At 72.7% G+C, this 20,636-nt stretch carries 22 protein-coding genes; 9 read left to right on the top strand and 13 right to left on the bottom strand.

Annotation, left to right across the window (positions count from 1 at the left end; translation table 11 throughout):
• Window positions 1–3: 3 nt before the first annotated feature.
• Window positions 4–861, bottom strand: coding sequence for a LysR family transcriptional regulator (locus HUT10_RS45575; protein WP_176176893.1), 858 nt, complete (start codon window positions 859–861; stop codon window positions 4–6).
• A gap of 92 nt (window positions 862–953) precedes the next feature.
• On the opposite strand from HUT10_RS45575, the gene HUT10_RS45570 reads away from it, so the two are divergent.
• A complete protein-coding gene (locus HUT10_RS45570; protein WP_176176892.1) occupies window positions 954–1,697 on the top strand; it encodes an SDR family oxidoreductase in 744 nt (247 codons plus the stop codon).
• A gap of 116 nt (window positions 1,698–1,813) precedes the next feature.
• Here the strand turns inward: HUT10_RS45570 and HUT10_RS45565 are convergent, their stop codons facing one another.
• From HUT10_RS45565 to HUT10_RS45525, 9 genes are all read right to left on the bottom strand, one after another.
• On the bottom strand, window positions 1,814–2,947 hold the full coding sequence (locus HUT10_RS45565) for an agmatine deiminase family protein (protein ID WP_176176891.1): 1,134 nt from the start codon (window positions 2,945–2,947) through the stop codon (window positions 1,814–1,816).
• A gap of 72 nt (window positions 2,948–3,019) precedes the next feature.
• Window positions 3,020–3,574, bottom strand: a complete 555-nt coding sequence (locus HUT10_RS45560; protein WP_176176890.1) for a TetR/AcrR family transcriptional regulator — start codon at window positions 3,572–3,574, stop codon at window positions 3,020–3,022.
• An 83-nt stretch (window positions 3,575–3,657) separates the two neighbouring features.
• Complete coding sequence (locus HUT10_RS45555; protein ID WP_176176889.1) at window positions 3,658–4,785, bottom strand: UbiA prenyltransferase family protein; 1,128 nt, start codon at window positions 4,783–4,785, stop codon at window positions 3,658–3,660.
• A 102-nt stretch (window positions 4,786–4,887) separates the two neighbouring features.
• Entirely contained in the window at window positions 4,888–6,531 is a 1,644-nt protein-coding gene (locus HUT10_RS45550) for an ABC transporter ATP-binding protein (RefSeq protein ID WP_176176888.1), read from the bottom strand.
• Complete coding sequence (locus HUT10_RS45545) at window positions 6,528–8,195, bottom strand: ABC transporter substrate-binding protein (protein WP_176176887.1); 1,668 nt, start codon at window positions 8,193–8,195, stop codon at window positions 6,528–6,530. The genes HUT10_RS45550 and HUT10_RS45545 overlap by 4 nt, the downstream gene beginning before the upstream one ends.
• Before the next feature lie 10 nt (window positions 8,196–8,205).
• Window positions 8,206–9,201: an ABC transporter permease gene (locus HUT10_RS45540; RefSeq protein ID WP_176176886.1), complete on the bottom strand. Its 996-nt coding sequence runs from the start codon at window positions 9,199–9,201 to the stop codon at window positions 8,206–8,208.
• Window positions 9,201–10,124, bottom strand: a complete 924-nt coding sequence (locus tag HUT10_RS45535) for an ABC transporter permease (protein ID WP_176176885.1) — start codon at window positions 10,122–10,124, stop codon at window positions 9,201–9,203. Before HUT10_RS45535 ends, HUT10_RS45540 begins: the two co-directional genes overlap by 1 nt.
• A gap of 178 nt (window positions 10,125–10,302) precedes the next feature.
• Window positions 10,303–11,565, bottom strand: a complete 1,263-nt coding sequence (locus HUT10_RS45530; RefSeq protein ID WP_176176884.1) for a sulfite oxidase — start codon at window positions 11,563–11,565, stop codon at window positions 10,303–10,305.
• Between the two features lie 73 nt (window positions 11,566–11,638).
• Window positions 11,639–12,760 (bottom strand): LLM class flavin-dependent oxidoreductase, encoded by a 1,122-nt coding sequence (locus HUT10_RS45525; protein ID WP_176176883.1) that lies wholly within the window; start codon window positions 12,758–12,760, stop codon window positions 11,639–11,641.
• 120 nt (window positions 12,761–12,880) lie between these two features.
• Here HUT10_RS45525 and HUT10_RS45520 point away from each other — a divergent pair, with 120 nt between their 5' ends.
• The 3 genes from HUT10_RS45520 to HUT10_RS45510 all read left to right on the top strand — a co-directional run bounded on the left by HUT10_RS45520 (window position 12,881) and on the right by HUT10_RS45510 (window position 14,950).
• Window positions 12,881–14,011, top strand: coding sequence for an LLM class flavin-dependent oxidoreductase (locus HUT10_RS45520; protein ID WP_176176882.1), 1,131 nt, complete (start codon window positions 12,881–12,883; stop codon window positions 14,009–14,011).
• Between the two features lie 47 nt (window positions 14,012–14,058).
• Complete coding sequence (locus HUT10_RS45515; RefSeq protein WP_176176881.1) at window positions 14,059–14,526, top strand: winged helix-turn-helix domain-containing protein; 468 nt, start codon at window positions 14,059–14,061, stop codon at window positions 14,524–14,526.
• A gap of 121 nt (window positions 14,527–14,647) precedes the next feature.
• On the top strand, window positions 14,648–14,950 hold the full coding sequence (locus tag HUT10_RS45510; protein ID WP_254897316.1) for a hypothetical protein: 303 nt from the start codon (window positions 14,648–14,650) through the stop codon (window positions 14,948–14,950).
• Between the two features lie 103 nt (window positions 14,951–15,053).
• Here HUT10_RS45510 and HUT10_RS45505 read toward each other — a convergent pair whose 3' ends face one another.
• From HUT10_RS45505 to HUT10_RS50165, 3 genes are all read right to left on the bottom strand, one after another.
• A complete protein-coding gene (locus HUT10_RS45505) occupies window positions 15,054–16,844 on the bottom strand; it encodes a glycoside hydrolase family 5 protein (RefSeq protein ID WP_254897526.1) in 1,791 nt (596 codons plus the stop codon).
• 247 nt (window positions 16,845–17,091) lie between these two features.
• The gene (locus HUT10_RS45500) at window positions 17,092–17,457 is read right to left on the bottom strand and encodes a hypothetical protein (RefSeq protein ID WP_254897315.1); all 366 of its coding nucleotides are present in this window, start codon (window positions 17,455–17,457) and stop codon (window positions 17,092–17,094) included.
• Between the two features lie 62 nt (window positions 17,458–17,519).
• On the bottom strand, window positions 17,520–17,750 hold the full coding sequence (locus HUT10_RS50165) for a helix-turn-helix domain-containing protein (RefSeq protein WP_217709698.1): 231 nt from the start codon (window positions 17,748–17,750) through the stop codon (window positions 17,520–17,522).
• A gap of 121 nt (window positions 17,751–17,871) precedes the next feature.
• Here HUT10_RS50165 and HUT10_RS45495 point away from each other — a divergent pair, with 121 nt between their 5' ends.
• Genes HUT10_RS45495 through HUT10_RS45475 form a run of 5 tightly spaced genes read left to right on the top strand, consistent with a single transcriptional unit; the run spans window position 17,872 to window position 20,599 of the window.
• Window positions 17,872–18,732, top strand: coding sequence for a 3-hydroxybutyryl-CoA dehydrogenase (locus HUT10_RS45495; RefSeq protein ID WP_176176880.1), 861 nt, complete (start codon window positions 17,872–17,874; stop codon window positions 18,730–18,732).
• Window positions 18,729–19,016 carry a hypothetical protein gene (locus HUT10_RS45490; protein WP_176176879.1) on the top strand — a complete coding sequence of 96 codons (288 nt, stop codon included), beginning with the start codon at window positions 18,729–18,731 and terminating at the stop codon, window positions 19,014–19,016. The genes HUT10_RS45495 and HUT10_RS45490 overlap by 4 nt, the downstream gene beginning before the upstream one ends.
• A 47-nt stretch (window positions 19,017–19,063) precedes the next feature.
• Window positions 19,064–19,390, top strand: a complete 327-nt coding sequence (locus HUT10_RS45485) for a multidrug efflux SMR transporter (RefSeq protein ID WP_176176878.1) — start codon at window positions 19,064–19,066, stop codon at window positions 19,388–19,390.
• The gene (locus tag HUT10_RS45480) at window positions 19,380–19,571 is read left to right on the top strand and encodes a hypothetical protein (RefSeq protein WP_176176877.1); all 192 of its coding nucleotides are present in this window, start codon (window positions 19,380–19,382) and stop codon (window positions 19,569–19,571) included. The genes HUT10_RS45485 and HUT10_RS45480 overlap by 11 nt, the downstream gene beginning before the upstream one ends.
• Window positions 19,532–20,599, top strand: coding sequence for an SGNH/GDSL hydrolase family protein (locus HUT10_RS45475; RefSeq protein WP_254897314.1), 1,068 nt, complete (start codon window positions 19,532–19,534; stop codon window positions 20,597–20,599). The genes HUT10_RS45480 and HUT10_RS45475 overlap by 40 nt, the downstream gene beginning before the upstream one ends.
• Window positions 20,600–20,636 lie beyond the last annotated feature (37 nt).

The raw sequence follows: 20,636 nt of genomic DNA, 5'->3' as shown, positions 1-20,636 counted from the left end.
CGCTCAGCCTGCGCCGACCGCCAGGGGGACCAGCAGCCGCGCGGCCTCGCGGAACGGCGCCACCAGCGGATTCGGGTCCCGGGTCCGCGACGCCACCACGACCCGGCAGGGCTCGAAGCCCTCGATCGGGATCGCCGTCACGTCCTCGCGCAAGCGGGGGCGGTGATCTCCGGCCGGGAGGATGGCCAGGGAGCTCCCCGAAGCCACCAGTTCGAGCTTGTCCTCGAAGCTGTCGTCCGGCGACGGCGGCGGTGAGCCGTCCTTCGGGGTGCTCCACATCGCCGGTGTCACCGCGCACGCCACCAGTTCCTCGTCACCCAGGTCGTCCGCCGAGACCACCTCCTTGCCCGCCAGCCGGTGGGTGACGGGCACCAGCAGCACCCGCGGCTCCTCGTACAGCGGCGTCACCGTCGCCGGGAACGGCAGCGGTTCGCGGGCGACGAGCGCGTCGACCCGCCCTTCGGGCAACGCCTGCGTGTCGTGCCAGCGCAGCAGCCGCGTCCGGATGCGCGCGTCCGGGTGGCGGTGGCGCAGCGCCTGCACCGCGGGGGTGATGATCAGGCCCTCGACGTAGCCGATGGTGAGCTCACGCGGCGGATCGGCGGCGCGGGCCACGGTCACGGCGTCGCCGGCGGCCTCGAGGACGGCGTGGGCCCGCGGCAGGAACGCCGCACCGGCGGCGGTCAGGCTGGTGCCGTGCGGCGTGCGCGCGAACAGCCGGACGCCGAGCTGGTGCTCCAGCCGCTGGATCTGGCGGCTCAGCGAGGGCTGGGCGAGGTGCAGCGCCGCGGCGGCGCGGCCGATGTTGCCGTGCTCCGCCACGACCGTGAAGTACCGGACCAGCCGCAGGTCGAGATCCACCCTTCCGAGCGTACGCCGCCATGCACCGGCGGTATGGCGGCATGCGGAACAGGACTTGGACGCCCCGCCGTGGCCGGCGGTTGACTCGGGGCATGAACGCTTACGCAGGAAAGAACGTGGTCATCACCGGCGGCAGCAGCGGGCTCGGCCTCGCGACCGCCGAGCTGCTGGTGGCCGGCGGCGCGCGGGTGCTGATCACCGGGCGGGACAAGGAAAAGCTCGACTCCGCGCGCCGGCGGCTCGGCGAGCGGGCGACGGCCGTGCGCAGCGACTCCGCGTCGATGGCGGACGTCGAGGAGCTGGCCCGGGTGGCCGGCGCGGAGTTCGGCGCGGTGGACGCGGTGTTCGTCAACGCGGGCGTGACCGCGTTCGCGCCGTTCGAATCGATGCCGGAAGCGCAGTACGACGAGCTGTTCGCGGTGAACACCAAGGGCCCGTACTTCACCGTGCAGAAGCTGGCGCCGCTGCTGCGCGAGGGGGCGGGAGTCGTGCTCACCACGTCGGTGGCCAACGTCAAGGGCCTCGACTCGATCAGCGCCTACGCCGCGACGAAGGCCGCGCTGCGCTCGATGACCCGGTCACTGGCGCGGGAACTGCTGCCCCGCCGGGTCCGCGTCAACGCGGTCAGCCCGGGCCCGATCGCGACCGGCATCCTCGACGCGACCCTCCCCCCGGAGGTCGCCGAACGGACCAAGACCGAGATGGCCGCGCAGAACCCGATGCAGCGCTTCGGCGAGCCGTCCGAAGTCGCGGCCGCGGTGGCGTACCTGGCGTTCGAAGCGACGTTCACCACCGGCGCGGAGCTCCCCGTCGACGGCGGCGCCGCCCAGCTGTAGCGCTCGGCGCTCCGAACCCGGGAAGTTCTTGCCGACCTCCTCGACCGTCTTCGACCGGCCCTCCACCTGACCGCACTCCTTTCCCCGCGCCCTTCGCGCAGGGGCTTCGCGGCGGCTCAGCCGGGCATGTCGTGGGTCGAGCAGTGGATCCCGCCCCCGCCCGCGGCGATCGCGTCGATCGGGACGAGCACCACCTCGCGGTCCGGGAAGTGCTCGCCCAGGATGCCGCGGGCGCGGTCGTCGGCCTCCGGGTCGCCGAACTTCGGGAGGAACACCGCGCCGTTGGCGACGTAGAAGTTCGCGTACGACGAAACGAACGCGTCGCCACGGCCGGTGATCCGGTCCGGGTCGGGCTGGGGCAGGTCGACGACCCGCAGCCGGCGCCCGGCGGCGTCGGTGGCTTCGGCGAGGACCCCGCGGGCCTGCTCGGCGGAGCGCGACCAGACGTCCGGCGGCCCGCCGGGAAAGGCCTGGTCCAGGAGCACGACGCCGGGGGCGACGTAGCGGACGAGGCAGTCGACGTGCGCGTCGGTGATGTCCTGGCCCTTGACACCCGCGAGCCAGATCACCGTGCGGACGCCGAGCGCCTGCTTGAGGTCGGCCTCGACCTGCGACCGGTCCTTGCCGGGGTTGCGGTTGTCGTTGACCAGTGAGCTTTCGGTGGCGAGCAGCGTGCCCTGCCCGTCGGTCTCGAGCGCGCCGCCTTCGGCGACCAGCGGCGCGGCGATGCGCGGGAGCCGGTAGCGTTCCAGCACCGCGGCCGCGACCCGGGAGTCGTTGGGGTGACGCTGTTTCCCGCCCCAGCCGTTGAAGGCGAAGTCCACGCCGGCCGGCTTCCCGGCGTCCTGCACGAAGACCGGCGCGGTGTCGCGGGCCCACAGGTCGTCGGTCGGGATGGGGACGACCTCGACCTCGGCGCCCACGGCGGCCTGGGCCTTGTCCCGGTCCGCGGGCGCGGCCAGCAGGACGACGCTTTCGAACCCCGCGACGGCCCGGGCGAGCCGCGCGATGTCGGCCTGGACGGCGGGCAGGTCCTCGCCCCAGATGCCGGTCGACGCCGGCCACGACATGATCGTCCTGGCGTGGTGCTCCCACTCGGCGCCGAAGGTCCGCCCGGCCGCGGCGCCACTGCTGCCGGCCGCCGGGGTGGGCGGGACGTCGGTGGCACACCCGGCGACACCGAGGGCGGCGGCGCCGAAGCCGAGCGCGGCCGTGAGGGCGCTGCGGCGGGAGACGGGTTCGGGTCGCATCGGGCTCCTGTCAGAGGGGGTGCGGTCACCCCAGCCTGACACTGACTGAAAATTCAGTCAAATTGGGGTCCCTCAGGCCCCCAGCTCGACCGCGATGCCCCCGGCCAGCAGCTCCCTGGCCCGGTCCAGGGTGAGCGTGCCGGACAGCCACCGTTCCGACAGGCCTTCGACGAGCGCGGTCAGCCGCTCGGCGGCGTCCTCGGCCTTCGCGGGCGCCCCCGCCGCCGCGACGAGCTCGGCGATCTCGGCAACCCACAGCCCGCATGCGGCGGCCAGGCGGTCGCGCAGGCCGGGCTCGAACACGGCGCTGGCCCGCAGCTCACCCCAGGCCAGACTGGTTTCGCGTACCTCGTCGACGTCCTGCAGTTCGAGGAGGAGGCGCTGTTCGAGCCGTGCACGCGGGTCGCCGGACTCGGGCAGGGTGCGGGTGGTGTAGCGCTCGGCCCGGTCGTTGACGTGGTCGAGAGTGGCGGCGAGCAGCCCGGCCCGGTCCTTGAAGTGGTAGTAGATGAGCCCGGTCGAGACCCCCGCCTCGGCGGCGACTTCCTCGACCCGCAGCCCCCGGACGCCGTTGCGCGCGATCATGCTGACAGCGGCCTCGAGGATCAGGTCGCGTTTCCCGGCCACGGCAGCGCCTTTCGCTTGACTGAAGCTTCAGTCAACACGGTAGCCGGATTCGCCGCGGGAATCGGTCCCGGCCGCGGAATCGCTCAGTCGCCGGCGTTCTCCGTTTCCTCGGCGCGGTCGCGGTTGCGCTGCTGCCGCTCCTGCTCGCGACGGCTGTAGGTCGCCCGGCGGACGCGTTCCTCGTCCTCGACGCTCGAACCCACCGCCCCGGCCACGATGCCCACGGACGTCGCGAGCCACACGAGCTTCAGGTACGAAGCCGGGCCGGCCGGGTGGCCGAGGACCTGCCCGAAGTACGTGCCTTCGACCAGGACGATCGACGCCACCAGCGCCAGCCCGAACAGGATCGCGTACATGCAGGCGACGCCGATCGACAGCGTCAACGCGGTGGAGGCGTTGTACAGCAAGGCTTTCCGCCGGTCGAGGTGTCCGGACGGTTTGTCCCACAGGTGGTTGTGCACCATCAGCCAGCCCGCCATGACCACGATCGCCAGCACCGTGATCCCGGCCAGCCGCAGGGCGGGCAGCGCTTCGGCAAGCTTCCAGAACGAGGTGGTGATGATGCCGTACGCGGCGGTGGCCGCCGCGGCCGCGGTCGCGCCGGCGAGGTTGGGCACCAGCCGCCACGGGCGGTTGTCGCGGATCATCCCGGCCAGCAGCCGCAGCCGGCCGCGCAGGCCCACCAGGGCCAGGTGCTCGTCGGCCGGGCCGCGGCCGTGGATGTGCCGCGTCGGTGCCACCAGCTCCCGCAGCCGGTCGACGAGCCCCCGCGGCGGATCGGCCTCGTGCGCCGACCGCCGCGCGATGAGGTGCCGGACCAGGTGGACGATCAGCCGGGACACCCGGCCCCGCAGCCGCAGCGCCCCGAGCGCGGGCAGCGACACCATGGCCACGCCGTGGTCGGCGTTGTAGTCCGAGGCGATCGGGACCGTACCGGCCCGCCGCGGGAGGTCGGTGACCAGCACCAGCAGATCCCACCCGTGTTCGGCCCGACGCTCCTGCGCGAGGGCCAGCATGGGGATGTCGCCCTCCTCGTTCAGCGGGAGCGGCTGCGTCTCGTGCTCGACACGGTAGGTCGTCCCGTCCTCGCCGAGGTCACGGGCCAGCCGGGCGGGCAGGCCGTCGGCGATTCTCCCGGCGAGCTGCCCGGGCAACCCGTCATCGGTCAGCAGCCCCACTACGAGGTCCTCCGGCGCACGTTGGGCGGTCATGCTCGAGCCTTCCCGTCGACCTTCGGTGAGCTCACCGGGTTCCCGGGCCGATCACCGACAAACAGGTCACCCGAAACCGGGGCACGACGATGGGCCGGCCGGCTACCGCAGCTCCCGCCAAGCGGCCCGCCGGCGGCGCTGGGCCTCCGGGTCGGCCACCGGTGCCGCCGACAGCAACCGCCGGGTGTACGGGTGCGCCGGTGCCGTCAGCACCTCCTTGGCCGGTCCTTGCTCGACCACCTGCCCCCGGTGCATCACCGCCACCCGGTCGGCCAGCTGCTCGATCACCGCCAGGTCGTGGCTGATGAACAGGCACGCGAAGCCGAACTCCTGCCGCAGGTCGCGCAGCAGGTCGAGGATGCGGGCCTGGATCGTCACGTCCAGCGCGCTCGTCGGCTCGTCGGCCACCAGCAGGTCCGGGTTGAGCGCCAGGGCCCGGGCGATGCACGCCCGCTGGCGCTGGCCGCCCGACAGCTCGTGCGGGTAGCGGGACCTCAGCGACGGCGACAGCTGCACCGCCGACAGCAGCTCCGCCACCCGTCCGTCCATTTCGGACGGTCGGACCGCCCGGTGCAGGCGCAGCGGCGTCGCGACGCTCTCCCCCACCGTCGTGCGGGGGTTCAGCGACGAGAGCGGGTCCTGGAACACCACGCCGATCCGGCGGCGCAGCTCCTTCGCCGCCCGGCCGCGGACGCGGGTGATGTCCGCGTCCCCGATGCGGACCGAGCCGGCGGACGGCGCCAGGAGACCCGTGACCGCCCTGGCCACCGTGCTCTTGCCCGAACCCGACTCCCCGACGAGGCCGAGCACCTCCCCCGGCTCCACGTGCAGGTTCACCGCCGTGGCGGCGTGCACGGACAGCGTGCGGAACCGGCCGCGGTAGGTCACCGACAGGTTCTCCACGCGCAGCAGCGGCGCCACGGCGGGGACGTCCGGCAGCGACGGCGCCGGGCGCGTGGTGACCACGCTGCCGAGCGAGACGACCGAACCGAGCAGCTCCCGCGTGTAGTCCTCGGCCGGCGCCGTGAAGATCGTCTCGACCGGCCCCTGCTCGACCACGACGCCGTCGTGCATCACCACCACCCGGTCGGCGAGGTCGGCGACCACGCCCATGTCGTGCGTGATCAGCAGGATCGCCGTGCCCAGCCGCGAGCGCAGGTCCCGCAGCAGCTCGAGGATCTCCGCCTGCACGGTGACGTCCAGCGCGGTCGTCGGCTCGTCGGCGATCAGCAGCTTCGGCTCGTTCGCCACCGCCATCGCGATGACGACGCGCTGCAGCTGCCCGCCGGAGAGCTCGTGCGGGTAGGACCGGAACCGCTCGCGCGGGTCCGGCAGCCCGACCAGGGTGAGCAGCTCGATCGCCCGTTCCCGGGCGGCCGGGGCCGCGAGCGGCTGGTGCGTCCGGATGGCCTCGACGAGCTGGTCGCCGATGGTGAACACCGGGTTCAGCGCGCTCATCGGCTCCTGGAACACCATGCCGACCTCGCCGCCGCGGACCGCCCGCAGCTCGGACGGCGTCATCGCGTAGAGGTCCCGCCCGGCCAGCTCCGCGCGGCCCGTGACGCGGGCCGTGGGCGGCAGCAGGCCGAGCAGGGACATCGCGGTGACCGTCTTGCCGGAGCCGGACTCCCCGACCACCGCGACGACTTCGCCCGCGGCGACCTCGTAGCCGACCCCGCGGACGGCTTCGACGTCCCCGAACGAGACCACGACGTCGTGCAGCCGCAGGAGCCCGGCTCCGCTCACTGCACGATCCCGAACTTGCGGTAGTCGACGTAGGCCGGGAACCGGCCGATCTCGACCCCGCCGACCTGTGAACCGTGCAGGAACGAGTTGCGGGTGTAGATCAGCGGCACGACGGGCGAGTCGGCGAGGATCTTCTTGTCCAGCGCCGCCCACTTCCTGCCGGCCTCGGCCGGGTCCACCGTGGCCTGCGCCTCGGCGATCAGCTTGTCGACGTCGGGGTTGTCGTACCGCGACTCGTTGTACCCGCCGTTGCCGATCTCGGTGGACTGGAACAGCGGCTGGATGTTCGCGTTGGCCGACGGGATGTCCGGCTGCCACGAGGTCAGCGTCAGGTCGAAGTCCGACAGGCCCTTGGTGTCCACTTCGGACGTGTAGGTGTCCTCGTCGAGCGGCTTGATGGAGACCTTGATGCCCGCGCGCGCCAGGGACGCCTGGATCGACGCGGCCTTCTCCGGGAAGCCCCGTTCGTTGTGGGTGGCCAGCACCAGGCCGTCCAGCCCGTTCGGGAACCCCGCCTCGGCCAGCAGCTGCTTGGCCTTGGCGACGTCACCGGACGGCGGCGCCGGGTACAGGTCGTACTGCTCGCGGCCCTGCAGCCCCGGGGTGATGAGCGTGGTCGCGACGTCCCCGGCCAGCTGGGCGCTGCCGGCGCTGGCCACCTGGTAGGCGGCCTTGTCGACGGCGTACTGGAACGCCTGGCGCACCTTCGGGTTCTTCAGGTTGCCGCGCTGGGTGTTCAGCGACAGGTAGGCCAGCGCACCGGACTCCGACGTCACCAGCCGCGCCTTCGCCGAGGCGTTGCCCTGGATCTGGGCCAGCTGCGCGGGCGAGGCGAACGACATGCCGAAGGCGGCGCGGTCCTTGCCCGTGTCGTCGACCAGCCGCTTGGAGATGACCCCGGTGTCCTGGCCGAGCTCGAAGTCGATGGTGTCCGGGTTGGCCAGCCGCGTCTTGTCCTCGTCGCGGTTCCAGTTCGGGTTGCGCGTCAGCTTCGCCGACTTGCCCCGCTCGTAGCTCGCCAGCTGGTACGGGCCGGACGCGACCGGGTGGTCACCGTAGTTCGCCTCGGCGCCCTTGCCCTTCGGCACCGGCGAGAACGCCGGGGTGCTGGCGACCCAGTTGAAGTCGCCGTACGGGCGGGCGAGGTGGAAGACGATGGTCTTCGCGTCCGGGGTCTGGATCGTCTCGAGGTCCTTGCCCTCGAACGGGCCCTTGTACGCCAGGCCCGGCGAGAGCAGGTCCTTGTGGTAGGCCAGGCCGCCGGAGAACGCCGGGGCGAACGAGCGCTCGAGGCCCCACTTGACGTCTTCGCTCTTGATCGGCGTGCCGTCGGCGTACTTCAGGCCGTCCTTGAGGGTGAACGTCCACGTCTTGCCGCCGTCGCTCGGCCGCCCGGTGTCGGTGGCCAGATCGGGCACGATCGTGGTGTCCTTGCCCGGCGCGACATTCCACGACGTCAGCCGCCGGTGGATCAGCCCGAGCGTGGTGACCACCAGGTTCGAGCTCTTCGCCGGGTCCCACGTGATCGAGGGCGCGTCGTTGAGCAGGACGAGGTTCCCGCCCGGCTTGACGGTGCCGCCCTGCCCCGCCGGCGTGTCGTTGGCGCCGCACGCCGTCAGCAGTGTGACGGCGGCCAGCACCCCGGCCGCGAGCCTGAGTTTCATCGTTTCCCCTTCAGACGAGGCGGGCTCGCGGATCGAGCGCGCCGTAGCAGAGATCGACCAGGAAGTTGAGGACCGTGACGAGCAGGGCCGAGAACAGCGTCACGCCGAGCAGCACCGGCAGGTTGAGCGACGCGATCGCGTCGACCAGCAGCCGCCCGACGCCGGCCATGCCGAAGATCCGCTCGGTGATCACGGTCCCGGCCAGCAGGGCGCCGAGGTCGACGCCGAACACGGTGACCACCGGCAGCAGGACGTTGCGCAGCGCGTGCCTGCCGACGACCTTGCGCTCGGTCAGGCCCTTGGCCCGCGCGGTGCGGATGTAGTCCTCGCCGAGGGTTTCCAGCATCTGGCCGCGGGTGAGCCGCGCGTAGATCGCCGCGTGCAGGAACGCGAGCACGAACCACGGCAGCACCAGGTGCCACGCCCACTGCACGGGATCCTCGGTCAGCGGCACGTACCCGTTCTTCGGGACGACGTCGAGGGCGAACGCGAAGATCGTGATGCCGATCATCCCGGCCAGGTAGGCGGGCATCGACACGCCGGCCATCGCGGCGGCCATGGTGATCCGGTCGACCGCGGTCCCGCGGCGCAGCGCGGAAAGCACGCCGAGGCCGACCCCGAGGACGATCCAGATCGCCGCCGCGCCGAGCGCCACGGAGAAGCTGACCTCGATCCGGCCGCCGATTTCGGCGAGCACGCCGACGTTGTTCTGGAAGTCCCAGCCGAAGCACGGCGCCGTGCAGTGGATCGCTGCGGCACCGGTGCCGAACGTGCGGCCGCCGAGTATCCCGCCGAGGAATTCGAAGAACTGGCCGTACCAGGGGACGTTGTAGCCCATGAACTCCCGCGCGAGCTGCAGGCCTTCCGGCGAGCACGGGCGGCCACAGGCCATCCGGGCCGGGTCGGCGGGCAGGACGTAGAACACCACGAAGGTCACGAACGTCACGACCAGCAGGACCAGGAGCATCCCGGCGAACCGGGTGGCGACGAAGCGGGCGGTGCGCATCAGGCCGCACCCGCCGAACGCGGGTCGAGCGCGTCGCGGATCGCGTCGCCGACGACGTTGAAGGCGAGCGTGATCAGGAACAGCAGCAGCCCCGGGAAGACCAGGTACATCGGGTCCGTTTCGAAGAAGTCGATGGCGGTGCTGATGGTGCGGCCCCAGCTGGGGGTCGGGGGCAGGACGCCGACGCCGAGGAACGACAGCGCGGCTTCGCTGCCGATCATCGACGGGATGGCCAGGCTGGCCACCACGATGATCGGCGCCCACAGGTTGGGCAGCAGTTCCCGGGTGAAGACGTGCCACGGGCCGCCGCCGACGACCTTGGCCGCGGCGACGAAGTCGCGCTTGGCCAGCGTCAGCGCCTGGGCCCGGACGATCCGGGCGACGCGCGGCCAGCCGAAGAGCCCCAGCACGACGATGAGCGTGACCTGCCGCGGGAAGTCGACCGGCAGCACGGCGCCGAGCGCGATCATGAAGATCAGGTACGGGAAGCCGAGGATGACGTCGGCGGTCCAGGTCACCAGCCGGTCCCACCAGCCGCCGAGGTAGCCGGCGCTGACGCCGATCAGCACCCCGAGCGTCGTGCCGAGCACGGTGGCACCGAGCCCGACGAGCAGCGACGTCCGCGCCCCGTGGGCGACGAGCGCGAAGAGGTCGACGCCGGTCAGCGGCTCGACCCCGAACCAGTGCGCGCCGCTCACCCCGCCGAGCGGCCCGGCCGGGAGCCCGGTCGGGCCGAGCGTCGAGATGTCCGGGACGAGGCTCTGGCCTTCGAGGAGGACGAAGAGGTCGGCCCCGGCGGCGAGCAGCACGATGAGGGCGATCAGGACGGTGCAGACGGACGTCCACCGCCCGGACCGGACGGCACGCCAGACCGCGGCAGGTAGAGAGCGCGCCGCAAGCGGCGGGAGGGCAGGGGCGGACACAGCACCTTCAAGGTTCAGCCGATCGAGTGACGATCAGGGACCTTAGGCAGTCCGGGCCGTGATCGATCCACCGTCTCACCATCTGGACGGGAACTCACGCACGGTGGTGGTGATTCGGGGCGGTTACCCGGCCGATGTCCGATTCGGGTCCAAGCTTCGGACATCGGCCGGCCCGGGGTCAGCTCGCGCTCACCGTCACCGGGTGGCGGACGACCGCGCCGAACAGGTACCCCTGCGTGTTGTAGGGCGCCACGTCCGGCTGCCGGACCCCGGTGACGTCGGTCGCGCGCGCCCGCAGCGTGTACTCCCCCGCCGTCCGGGGCCGCCACGGGAACTCCCACTGCAGCCAGCCGCGGTCGAGCGCCGGGCTGATCGGCTTCGCGGGCCGCCAGGTGCGGCCGTCCGTGCTCACCTCCACCCGGCGGATCCGGCCGTGGCCCGACCACGAGCGGCCGCGCAGCACCTGGCGCTGCCCCACGGCCAGCGTCGCGCCCCACGGGAGCTCGAACGCGCTCTTGACCACCTGCTCGGTCACCGGCGTGCCCTCGGCCGGGTAGTCCGGGCCCAGCAGCCGGTAGTACTGCGTGTTCCACGGCGACACCAGCGGCGTCGCCGACACCTCGATCCGGCCCAGCCACTTGATCGACGCGATCCCGGCCCACGACGGCACCACCAGCCGCACCGGGAAACCGTGGTCGGGCGGCAGCGGCTGCCCGTTCATCTCGTAGGCCAGCAGGACGTCTTCCAGTGCCTTCGCCACCGGCAGCGGCCGCCGCACCTTGCCGAGGTTCACCCCGCCCGTGACGTAGTCGGGGTCGAGCCCCTCCGGCAGGACGTCGACGGCGTCGCGGGTCAGCCCGGCCCGGGCGAGCACGGTCGCGAGCCGGACGCCGCGCCAGCGGGCGACCCCGACCGCGCCGAGCTTCCACGCCGTCCCGCTGACGGTCTGGCCCTGCTGGCCGGTGAAGAAGCTCCGGCCGTTGCCGGCGCATTCGACGAACGCGGTGACCGTCTCCGACGGCAGCGCGCGCAGGTCCCGGTAGGACAGTTCGACCGGCGCGGCGGCGGTCGGCGACCCGCGCAGCCCCGAGCCGAACAGCTGCAGCCGCCAGGTGGCCGCGTCCAGCACCGGCGTCGACGTGTGGTCGCGGACGAAGAACCGGTCGATCGGGGTCAGGTACCCCTGGCCGCGCATGGCTTCCCAGCGCGTCTCGGCGTTGGTGCCGTAGACGTCGAACAGCTCCGGCGGCAGCGGTTTGACGATCGGCCCGGCGGCCGCCGCCGTCCCCGCCGCGGCCCCGGTGACGGCCAGCGCGAGACCGCCCGCCGCCGTCAGCCGCAGCAGGTCGCGCCGGTTCAGCCCCGGCATCCGCGCCCGGCCGTCCCGCCACTGCGCCACGCGCACCCGGTCGTAGCCCGCCTCGTCATGCAACGCTGTCATGCGGGGCATTGTTCGGAACCGGACGCCGGACCGGCCAGCACGTCCACAGGGCGGAACGGCGGCCGCTTTCCGGTCAGTGCCCGCTCGCCGCGTCCGCGACGGTCCGGCCGTGCACCGCCGGGCGGCCGCCGTACGGGTCGTCGCCGGTCCACAGTGTCGTCGGCGCGGCCTTGCGCACGACCGGAACGACCTCCGAGGCGAACCGTTCCAGCATGTCCAGCTGCTGCTCGTGCGGGATCATCGTCGGCAGGCTGAACGACTGCAGGTCGTGGCCGTAGGCTTCGTGCCACCACAGGATCTTCTCGGCGATCTGCTGCGGGCTCCCGACCAGCACCGGTCCGCGCTCGATGGCGTCGTCGACGGTCGGGAACTCCATCGGGTTGCCGGGCGTGTGGTTGCCCGGCTGGTTGAAGTACTCGACGATCTTCTCGTAGGTCGGGCCGAACGCTTCCCGCGCTTCCTGCGTCGTGTCGGCCAGGTACAGGAACCCCGCTCCGGCGCCGACGAAGGCGAGGCGCGGATCGTGGCCGTGCTCGGCGTAGTGCTTCCGGTAGTGCTCGATCAGCACGGTGTACCGGTCCCGCGGCTGGAGGGCGTTGGCCGAGAACAGCGGGTCACCCCACTTCGCCGCCAGCTCGGCCGACGTCAGCGTGGTGGCCGAGCCGTGCCAGACGCGGGGCGCGCCCGCGAACGGCCGCGGCAGGCTCGTCACCGACGTCAGCGGGCCGCGGAACCGGCCCGACCAGGTGACGTCCTCCTCGCGCCAGAGCCGCCGGAGCAGTTCGTACTTCTCGGCCAGCGCGTCCCACTGGTCGCCGTTCTCGATGCCGAACATCGGCAGCTGGCGCAGCTCGTTGCCCTTGCCGATCACCAGTTCCAGCCGTCCGCGGGACAGCTGGTCGACGGTGGCGTAGTCCTCGGCCACCCGCAGCGGGTCGTGGATCGACAGCACCGAAACCCCGGTCTGGATGCGCACCCGGCTCGTCGTCGCGGCGATCGCGCCGAGCAGCACGGTGACACCGCTGCTCAGGAAGTGCCCGGCGTGCCGTTCGCCGAGCGCGACGGCGTCGAACCCGAATTCCTCCGCGTAGCGCGCCGACGTCAGCGCCTGCGCGAAGCGCTCGTCGGTGCGCACCCGGCGACCGGTCACCGGGTTCGTCAGGTGAGGCAGGATGTCCAGGACCTGGAATCTCATCCCGCGAGTATCACCGGACGGCGACGCCGGGCCGGACGAGTCCACATCCTGAGCACCCGTGCGGCCCCGGCGGGGTGCGGGCTACCTGTGGACCACCCGCTCCGGAAGAAGAGAGCCGCCATGCCTGACGTCCCGCTGTCGGTGCTCGACCTCGTCCCGGTCAGCTCCGGGTCCGACGTGGCCGAAGCCGTGCGCAACACCGTCGACCTCGCCCGGCAGGCCGAAAGCTTCGGCTACCACCGCTACTGGTTCGCCGAGCACCACCTCAACCCGGGCGTCGCCGGCGCTTCGCCGCCGGTGCTGATCGCCCTCGTGGCCGGCGCCACCTCGCGGATCCGGCTCGGCTCGGCGGGCGTCCAGCTCGCCCACCGGACGCCGCTGGCCGTCGTCGAGGAGTTCGGCCTGCTCGAGGCCCTCCACCCCGGCCGGCTGGACCTGGGCCTCGGCCGCAGCGGCAAGCAGCTCGTCCGCGAATACGCCGCTGCCGCCGCCCGGCCGCCGGAGGCCGCGCGCCGGGTCGATGGCCTGCTCATCCCGCCGAAGCCCGACTTCGGGCGCCTGGCGCGGTCCCCGCGGCTCGGGCTGACCTTCCGGTTGCTGCAGCAGCCCGGGGCGGAGTCCCCCGACTACAGCGAGCAGGTCGACGACATCCTCGCGCTGCTCGCCGGCACCTACCGGTCCCCGGAAGGCCTGGAGGCGCACGCCGTCCCGGGCGAAGGCGCGCGGCCGGAGGTCTGGATCCTCGGCAGCAGCGGCGGGCAGAGCGCCGCCGTGGCGGGCCGCCATTCCCTGCGGTTCGCCGCGAACTACCACGTGAGCCCGTCCAGCGTGCTGGAAGCCGTCGACGCCTACCGGCGGGAGTTCCGCGCCTCGGAAGCGCTGGAGCGGCCGTACGTGGCCGTGTCGGCGGACGTCGTCGTGGCCGAAGACGACGACACCGCCCGCGAACTGGCCGCCGGCTACGGGCTCTGGGTCCGCAGCATCCGGCGGGCCGAGGGCGCGATCCCGTTCCCGGCCCCGGCCGAAGCCGCGGCCCACCGGTGGACCGACGAAGACCGCGCCCTGGTCGCCGACCGCGTCGAGACGCAGTTCGCCGGCTCCCCGGAGACCGTGACGGCCGGCCTGCGGCGGCTGCAGGAGGCCACCGGCGCCGACGAGCTCGTGATCACCACCATCACGCACCGGCACGCCGACCGGGTCCGGTCGTACGAATTGCTGGCCTCGCAGTGGCAGTCAAGCCGTTTCACCTGACGAGCGCATTACCGCTCCGCCGGTCCTGGCCCCGACAATCCGGCGGTATGACGACCTCGGCGGAACGACGAGCGACCGACGTGATCCACGTCGGCATCCGGATCGACCTCACCGGCCGCGCGGTCGACGCCGACGCGCTCGCCTCCCGGCTGGCCACCGCGCTCGGCGGCGCGGACGTCGTCACCGTGGAGCGCCGCAACCACCTGAGCCTGGTCCCGGACCCGGTGCTGCACATCGAAACCGGCCCCCGGCGCGTGCTCCTGCTGGGCCGCCCGGTCCCGTTGACCCGGCTGGAGTTCGACCTGCTGCGCTTCCTGAGCGCACACCCGGACCGGGTGTTCACCCGGTCCGCGCTGAAGACCGCGCTGTGGCCGAGACAGGACGGCGGGGACCGCACGGTCGACGTCCACGTGCGCAAACTGCGGGCCAAGCTGGAACCGCACCTGGACCCGATCACCACGGTCCGGGGCGTCGGTTACCGCTTCGAGGGATCGGCACCGGTCACGCTCTCGTGAGCCGGCCGGCATCCGGGTGCACGCTCCGCCGAAGCCGGGCGGTACGAGCACCGGGATCCGGTGTGCACGGTGCCCCGCAAGTGGGTTCCGATCGCCGGGTCGGCGGCGCTGATCCGGACCAGTGCGCGGCGGATCGCCTTTCCTGCCGCGACCCGCGCTCGCTCCGCGCCGTCGGCGAACAGGCGGGACCGGCCGCACCGAGTTCGCGGAAACCCGGGAGACCTTCGGCCTGGTCTTCGTCGGTGCGGGCACCACAAGCATCCAGCCGCACGAACAGCGGACCGCGGCCGGGGCGGAGGTGCTGCGGGACCGGCTGCGGCACGCCCTCGCGAGGTGCGACGGGTTCGTCCGGGTCAGCGGCCCCGCGGCCGCGCGAGCCGGGGTGCTGAACCGGTGCTTCGCCGTGGAGGCACCGACCCGCTGAACCGGCCCGGCCGGCTCTTCTCGGACGCGGGGACGACGGGCTCCGGGCGGACGGCGATGGTCCCTTCGCCGCCCACCCGGCGCCGGCTCGGGTTCGAACTGCGTCAGGACCGGCAGAACAGCGCGTCCGGCGTCCGGCTCGAACCGATCCGGCCGGTGTAGGCGACGCCGGCGACGTACTCCCCCGGTGCGCACTGCCCCTTGTAGTTCCCGGTCGCGAAGTCGCCTCCGGGGTCGCCGGCCGGGCGGTTGTCGCCGCGGTCGAACCACACCGTTCGGCCCGTGCGGCCCAGGGGTGTCGCCGACCGGCCGCACAACACCGCCGAGAAGGCCGCGCCCTGGACGCTGTAGCCGACGACCGCGTGGTCGGGCGGGCACTGCGTTTTCGTGTAGCCGGACGCCCAGTCGGTGTCGACGTGGGTCTCGTCGCGGACGACCACGTACCCGGTGGGCGCGGCGAGCGTTCCGGTGCACAGGCCGCGGTTGCCGGTGTGCGCCAGGCCGGCGAGCCGCCGCCCGTCCGGGCAGACGCCCTTGCGGGCGCCGGAATTCCAGTCGGGCAGCGCGCGGACCTGGCGCGACTCCTGGAAGTCGGCGTAATCGAGGTTCAGCATCGACCAGTGCGCCGCGTCGTCCGGGATCGGCCCGGTCCGCGACGGTGCGGAAATCAGCCGCTGCCAGGCCGGGCCGCGCCAGTCGGTGCCGTCCAGGACGTCGATGCGGTGGCCCGCCGAGTCGTATTCGAGCAACGCCCAGCCGTCGCCGGAACCGTTGGCCTGGAAGCCGACCGCGGGCCAGTAGGCGAAGTCCGTGTCCGTCTCGGCCAGGTAGTTCACGAAGGTCTCGAAGAACGTGCGCGACGCCGGATCGGTGGTGTTGCGGCCTTCGCCGAACTCGCTGATCCACAGCGGTGCGGTGTAGTGCTTTCCGGTGTCGGCGGAGACGAAGAACGCCTGCCGGTACAACGTGTCCCGCAGGTCCTGGGGTGACAGATCGCGGTAGCGCGGGTCGTGCGTTTCGCCGATGCCGGTCGCGCCGGAGTGGTTGGGGCCGGTGTAGCCGTAGAAGTGCGCCGAATAGACGAGCTTGCCGGAGTCCACCAGCGTGTGCGACAGCGTCCGGGCGGGCTCCAGGGTCGGCCTGCCGTGCGCGAAGCCGTCGATCGGCAGTCCGGTCCAGTTGATGCCCTCGACGAAGATCAGCAGGTCCCGGTTGGCTTCGGTGAGGATGCGGTCGGCGACCTGCTGGCTCGCGCGCTGCCAGTCGGTGCCGTTGCCCCAGCCCCAGTTGGGGTCGTCGAAGGCGTTGCGGCGGACCTCGTTGTACAGGTCGGCGCCGACGACCCGCTTGTTCGCGGCGTAGCGGCGCGCCATGAACAGCCAGTCGTCCTGCCACTGCTGCTCGCTCTGCGCGGTGTTCCAGCGTTCGTTGCCGTCGAGGCCGCAGCACCAGCGCGAGGTCGTGGTGTGGTTGTTGAGGATGACGGCGAACCCGCGCGCGGTCAGCCGGTCGACGACGCGGTCGTAGACCTGCAGCGGCGTCAGGCCGTGCAGGTCCGGATTGGCGGCCAGGTCCGGGACGGGCCGGGTGTCGTGGATCATCGCGTTGGAGAACTGCAGCCGGACGCTGTTGAGGCCGAGCTGCGCGAGCCCGTCGACGACGGTGTCGATCGACGCGCGGTCGAGCCCGAGCGGGGTCTGGTAGGCGATCTCGCCGGCGTGGTGGTTCGCCGGGTCGTTGACGTCGCCGGAACCGGTCCACGTGCCGCTCGCGCCGTGCCAGTTGGCGGCCTTCAGCTTGAAGCGGTCGCCGTGCGCGTCGACGATGTACCGGCCGCGGGTGCTGAGCGGCCCGGTCCAGGACGGCGGGTCGGCGGCGGCCCGGGTGACGGGCACGGCGAGACCGGCGGTGGCGAGCAGGACGGTGAGCAGCACACCCGAGATCCTCACGCCGGGAAGTCAACCAACTCACGGACCGCCGGATAAGAGCCGTTGGTATCCATTCGCCCGGCGGCTGGTCGCGCCGGCCGGATCGCCGGGCGATCCGGCCGTGGTGTGTCAGGAGCCGGCCGGCCGGACCTCGGCGCGCGAGTGCGGCATCGGGCGGTGTCTTCCCGTGGTCGTGACGGCTCCCCCGAGCGCGCTACCCGGAGCCGAGCAACCGGTGCAGCTCGGGCAGCACGGTGTCGAGGTCCTTGCTCGTCCGGACGACCACAATGGACGCTCCGGCGTCCTCGCGGGAGCGGTTGAACAGGTCGACGGTCTCGGTCATCGCCGCGTCGAACTCGGCTTCCGGGTCGTCCGACCGGCCGCGCAGCCACCGGCGCAGCACGTGGTTGTGCGCGCTCACCACGGCGCCGGCCATCAGCTCCGCGCGCAACGCCGTGTCCGCGCCACCCCCCATCCAGCCGTGCAGGAAGCGGCGGAAGAGCCGTTGGTACTGCTGGACCCCGGCGATCTCACGGTCGCGCAGGGCCGGGACGCTGCGCGTCAGCCGGTAGCGGGTCACCGCCCGCTCCCCCTCGGCGAGGTAGTGGCGCAGGACCAGCCGGGCCGCCTCGGTGACCGCGATCAGCGCGGTGCGGTCGGTCGAGCCGGCCAGGCGGGTTTCGATGGCCCGAGGAGGACTTCGTGGTCCGGGAAGATCACGTCCTCCTTCGTCCGGAAGGTGCGGAAGAAGGTCGTGCGGCCGACGCCGGCCCGGTCGGTGATGTCGTCGACCGTGGTCTGCTCGTAGCCGCGCTCGGCGAACAGCGCGAACGCCGCTTCGGTCAGGCGCTCCTTGGCCGGCTTCGCCGCCATACCCCGCTCCCCTTCTCCCGGTCCGCAGCCTAGTGCGTGGCGCGCGTCATATCCGCCCGAACGGTCTTCAGCTACCTGTCGGTACTGAGTACCGTTCAAATGATACCGAGTACCGGAGAGGATGGCGGCGATGGAACGCGTTGGCGTGGTCGGGTGCGGGCAGATGGGCGCGGGCATCGCCGAGGTGTGCGCTCGGGCCGGGCTCGACGTCGTGGTCGTGGAGGCCGATCCCGCCGGGGCGGACGCCGGACGCCGCCGGCTCGAGGGCTCGCTGGCCCGCGCGGAGCGGAAGGGCAAGATCCCCGACGCCGCCGGGGTGCTGCGCCGGATCCGGGTCACCGAGTCGCTCGACGACCTGGCCGACCGCACCTTCGTCGTGGAAGCCGTCGTCGAAGACGAGACGGTGAAGGCGGACCTGTTCCGGCAGCTGGACAAGATCGTGGCCGCGCCGGACGCGGTGCTGGCGTCGAACACCTCGTCCATCCCGATCATGAAGCTCGGCACCGCGACCCAACGTCCCGCCCAGGTCGTCGGCGTGCACTTCTTCAACCCCGTGCCGGTGCTGCCGCTGGTCGAACTCGTGCCGAGCCTGCTGACCACCGAAGCCACCGTCGAGCGCGCCCGGACCTTCGCCCAGGACGCGCTCGGCAAGCAGGCCATCCTCTGCCAGGACCGGGCCGGGTTCGTGGTCAACGCGCTGCTGATCCCGTTCATCCTCGCGGCGATCCGCATGTTCGAGTCCGGCTTCGCCACTCGCGAAGCCATCGACGAAGGCCTGGTCCGCGGCGCCGCCCACCCGCAGGGCCCGCTCGCCCTCGCCGACCTGATCGGCCTCGACACGACCAAGGCCGTCGCCGAATCGCTGTACGAAGAGTTCAAGGAGCCGCTGTACGCACCGCCGCCGCTGCTGGCCCGCATGGTCGACGCCGGCCTGCTCGGCCGCAAGACCGGCCGCGGCTTCTACACCTACGGCCGGTCATGAGCGAGTGCCAGTGCCTCTGCGCCCCGGCCGGCCACCAGCCCCAGCTCTGCACGGGGACGGCGGAGTTCGGGAAAACGGTCCGGCTGCCGGGCAGCCCGGCGACGGCGTTGGTGCCGGCGTGCGCCCCCTGCCACCAGGCGGCGGGCGCCAAACCGGGGTTTCCGGGCCGCACCGTCGGGAATCCGCCGCCTCGGCGGCTCGGCGAGCGCGACCGGGACGCCGCCGCGCTCGCCCGGCCCGGGCGGCGGTCCGCGCGGTGGCCCAGGGCCAACGGCTCGGAGTAGGCAGCGCTGCCCAACTTCTGGAGCGATCGCTCAGGTAGTCTGGTGGCATGTGGTTCTGGCTGGCCGGTGCGATCGTCTCCGAGGTGACCGGCACCCTGGCGCTCCGCTTCTCCGACGGGTTCTCCAAACCCTGGCCCTCGCTCGTCGTCGTCCTCGGCTACGGCGTCGCCTTCTACTCGCTGTCGCAAGCACTGGCCAAGGGGGTCCCGGTCGGCGTCGCCTACGGGATCTGGTCCGCCGTCGGGGTCGCCCTGATCGCGCTCATCGGCGCGGTGTTCCTCGGCGAATCGCTCACCTGGATCCAGGTCGGCGGGATCGGCCTGCTCATCCTCGGCGTGCTGGCCCTGGAGCTCGGCAAGTCCCATGCCACCTGAAATCGCCGACGGCAGGCTCCGCAAAGGCGCCGCCCGGCGCGAAACGCTGCTCGCGGCGACCCTGCGCGTGGTCGGCCGGTCCGGGGTCGCCGCCGTGTCGCAGCGGACGGTCGCCGCCGAAGCCGGCGTGCCGCCAGCGCCGTGCTCTACTACTTCGCCTCCGTCGACGACCTGCTGGTGACGGCCCTGCGCGAGGTCAACGAACGCTATTGCGCGGAACTCGCCGCCATCCGGGACGTCGACGGCCTGACCGCCCACGTCGTCCGGTACGCCGAGCAGGACCGGTTCCTGCTGATCGCCGAGTACGAACTGTGGCTGCTCGCCGCCCGCCGCGACGACCTCTGCGACGAGCTGACCGGCTGGACAGCGTCGTGCAGGACCTGGCCGTCCGCCTCGCCGCGCGTCGCCCCGACAGCCTGGCCGCCGCGCTCAACGGGCTCTACCTCCGGGCCGCGCTCACGGGAGTCGACGCTGCCACGGTCCGCGAGGTCCTCGAGAATGCACTCTGAAAGATCAGGAGGGCCAGACTTGAGCCGGACGTGGTCGGGACGGTTGCTCGACGTCGCCGCCGCCGTGCTGCCCGGCGTGCGCCGGGTGCGCGGGCAGAAGGAGTCCTTCGCGCAGGCATGGGAGGACGCCAACCGCGCGGCGCTCGCGTCGGACCGGCCGCTCTGGGTGGCGCTCGGCGACTCGATGACCCAGGGCATCGGCGCGGCGAGCGTCGAGGGCGGGTGGGTACCCCGGCTGAACGCGCTTCTCGGCGAACCGTTCGCGGTGGTCAACCTTTCCGCGTCCGGCGCCCGGGTGGCCGACGTTCTCGAGCACCAGCTTCCCCGGATGCGCGCCCTGTCCGCGTCGCCGGTGCTGGTGACGGTCCTCGTCGGAGCCAACGACATGCTCACCCGGGGCCGCCGCCGCGCGGTCCCGGACCGGTTCGGCCGGGTGCTGGAGCAGCTGCCGCCGGGCCGGTCCGTCGTGGCCACGCTGCCGAGGCGGAACGCGGCGGCCCGGGCGGCCAACGCACTGATCGACGCCGCGGCCGGCGACGGCCGGGTGCACGTAGCCGAGCTGCGCGGGCCGGCGCTGAGCCCGATCCGCGGCAGTCTGGCCGACGACTGGTTTCACCCGAACGACGTCGGCTACGCCCGGATCGCCGGCCTCTTCGAAGCCCCCGTGCGCGCGGCGGCCCGTCTCGGTGGCCCGGTCTAGGGCACCTCGGCCGCGGCGTCCCGGCGTGGGAAACTGC

This window comes from Amycolatopsis sp. Hca4, from assembly GCF_013364075.1.
In the GTDB taxonomy this organism is placed as follows: domain Bacteria; phylum Actinomycetota; class Actinomycetes; order Mycobacteriales; family Pseudonocardiaceae; genus Amycolatopsis.
The sequence above is the reverse complement of the archived record's forward strand: the minus strand, read 5'-3'. Positions and strand labels throughout refer to the sequence as shown.

Excerpts from the sequence above, each read along its gene's own strand:
- HUT10_RS45490 (WP_176176879.1), top strand. The coding sequence starts at position 18,729 with ATGAGCGAGTGCCAGTGCCTCTGCGCCCCGGCCGGCCACCAGCCCCAG.
- HUT10_RS45495 (WP_176176880.1), top strand. The coding sequence starts at position 17,872 with ATGGCGGCGATGGAACGCGTTGGCGTGGTCGGGTGCGGGCAGATGGGC.
- HUT10_RS45565 (WP_176176891.1), bottom strand. The coding sequence starts at position 2,947 with ATGCGACCCGAACCCGTCTCCCGCCGCAGCGCCCTCACGGCCGCGCTC.
- HUT10_RS45570 (WP_176176892.1), top strand. The coding sequence starts at position 954 with ATGAACGCTTACGCAGGAAAGAACGTGGTCATCACCGGCGGCAGCAGC.
- HUT10_RS45545 (WP_176176887.1), bottom strand. The coding sequence starts at position 8,195 with ATGAAACTCAGGCTCGCGGCCGGGGTGCTGGCCGCCGTCACACTGCTG.
- HUT10_RS45525 (WP_176176883.1), bottom strand. The coding sequence starts at position 12,760 with ATGAGATTCCAGGTCCTGGACATCCTGCCTCACCTGACGAACCCGGTG.
- HUT10_RS45480 (WP_176176877.1), top strand. The coding sequence starts at position 19,380 with ATGCCACCTGAAATCGCCGACGGCAGGCTCCGCAAAGGCGCCGCCCGG.
- HUT10_RS45540 (WP_176176886.1), bottom strand. The coding sequence starts at position 9,201 with ATGCGCACCGCCCGCTTCGTCGCCACCCGGTTCGCCGGGATGCTCCTG.
- HUT10_RS45530 (WP_176176884.1), bottom strand. The coding sequence starts at position 11,565 with ATGACAGCGTTGCATGACGAGGCGGGCTACGACCGGGTGCGCGTGGCG.
- HUT10_RS45520 (WP_176176882.1), top strand. The coding sequence starts at position 12,881 with ATGCCTGACGTCCCGCTGTCGGTGCTCGACCTCGTCCCGGTCAGCTCC.
- HUT10_RS45485 (WP_176176878.1), top strand. The coding sequence starts at position 19,064 with ATGTGGTTCTGGCTGGCCGGTGCGATCGTCTCCGAGGTGACCGGCACC.
- HUT10_RS45515 (WP_176176881.1), top strand. The coding sequence starts at position 14,059 with ATGACGACCTCGGCGGAACGACGAGCGACCGACGTGATCCACGTCGGC.
- HUT10_RS45555 (WP_176176889.1), bottom strand. The coding sequence starts at position 4,785 with ATGACCGCCCAACGTGCGCCGGAGGACCTCGTAGTGGGGCTGCTGACC.
- HUT10_RS50165 (WP_217709698.1), bottom strand. The coding sequence starts at position 17,750 with ATGGCGGCGAAGCCGGCCAAGGAGCGCCTGACCGAAGCGGCGTTCGCG.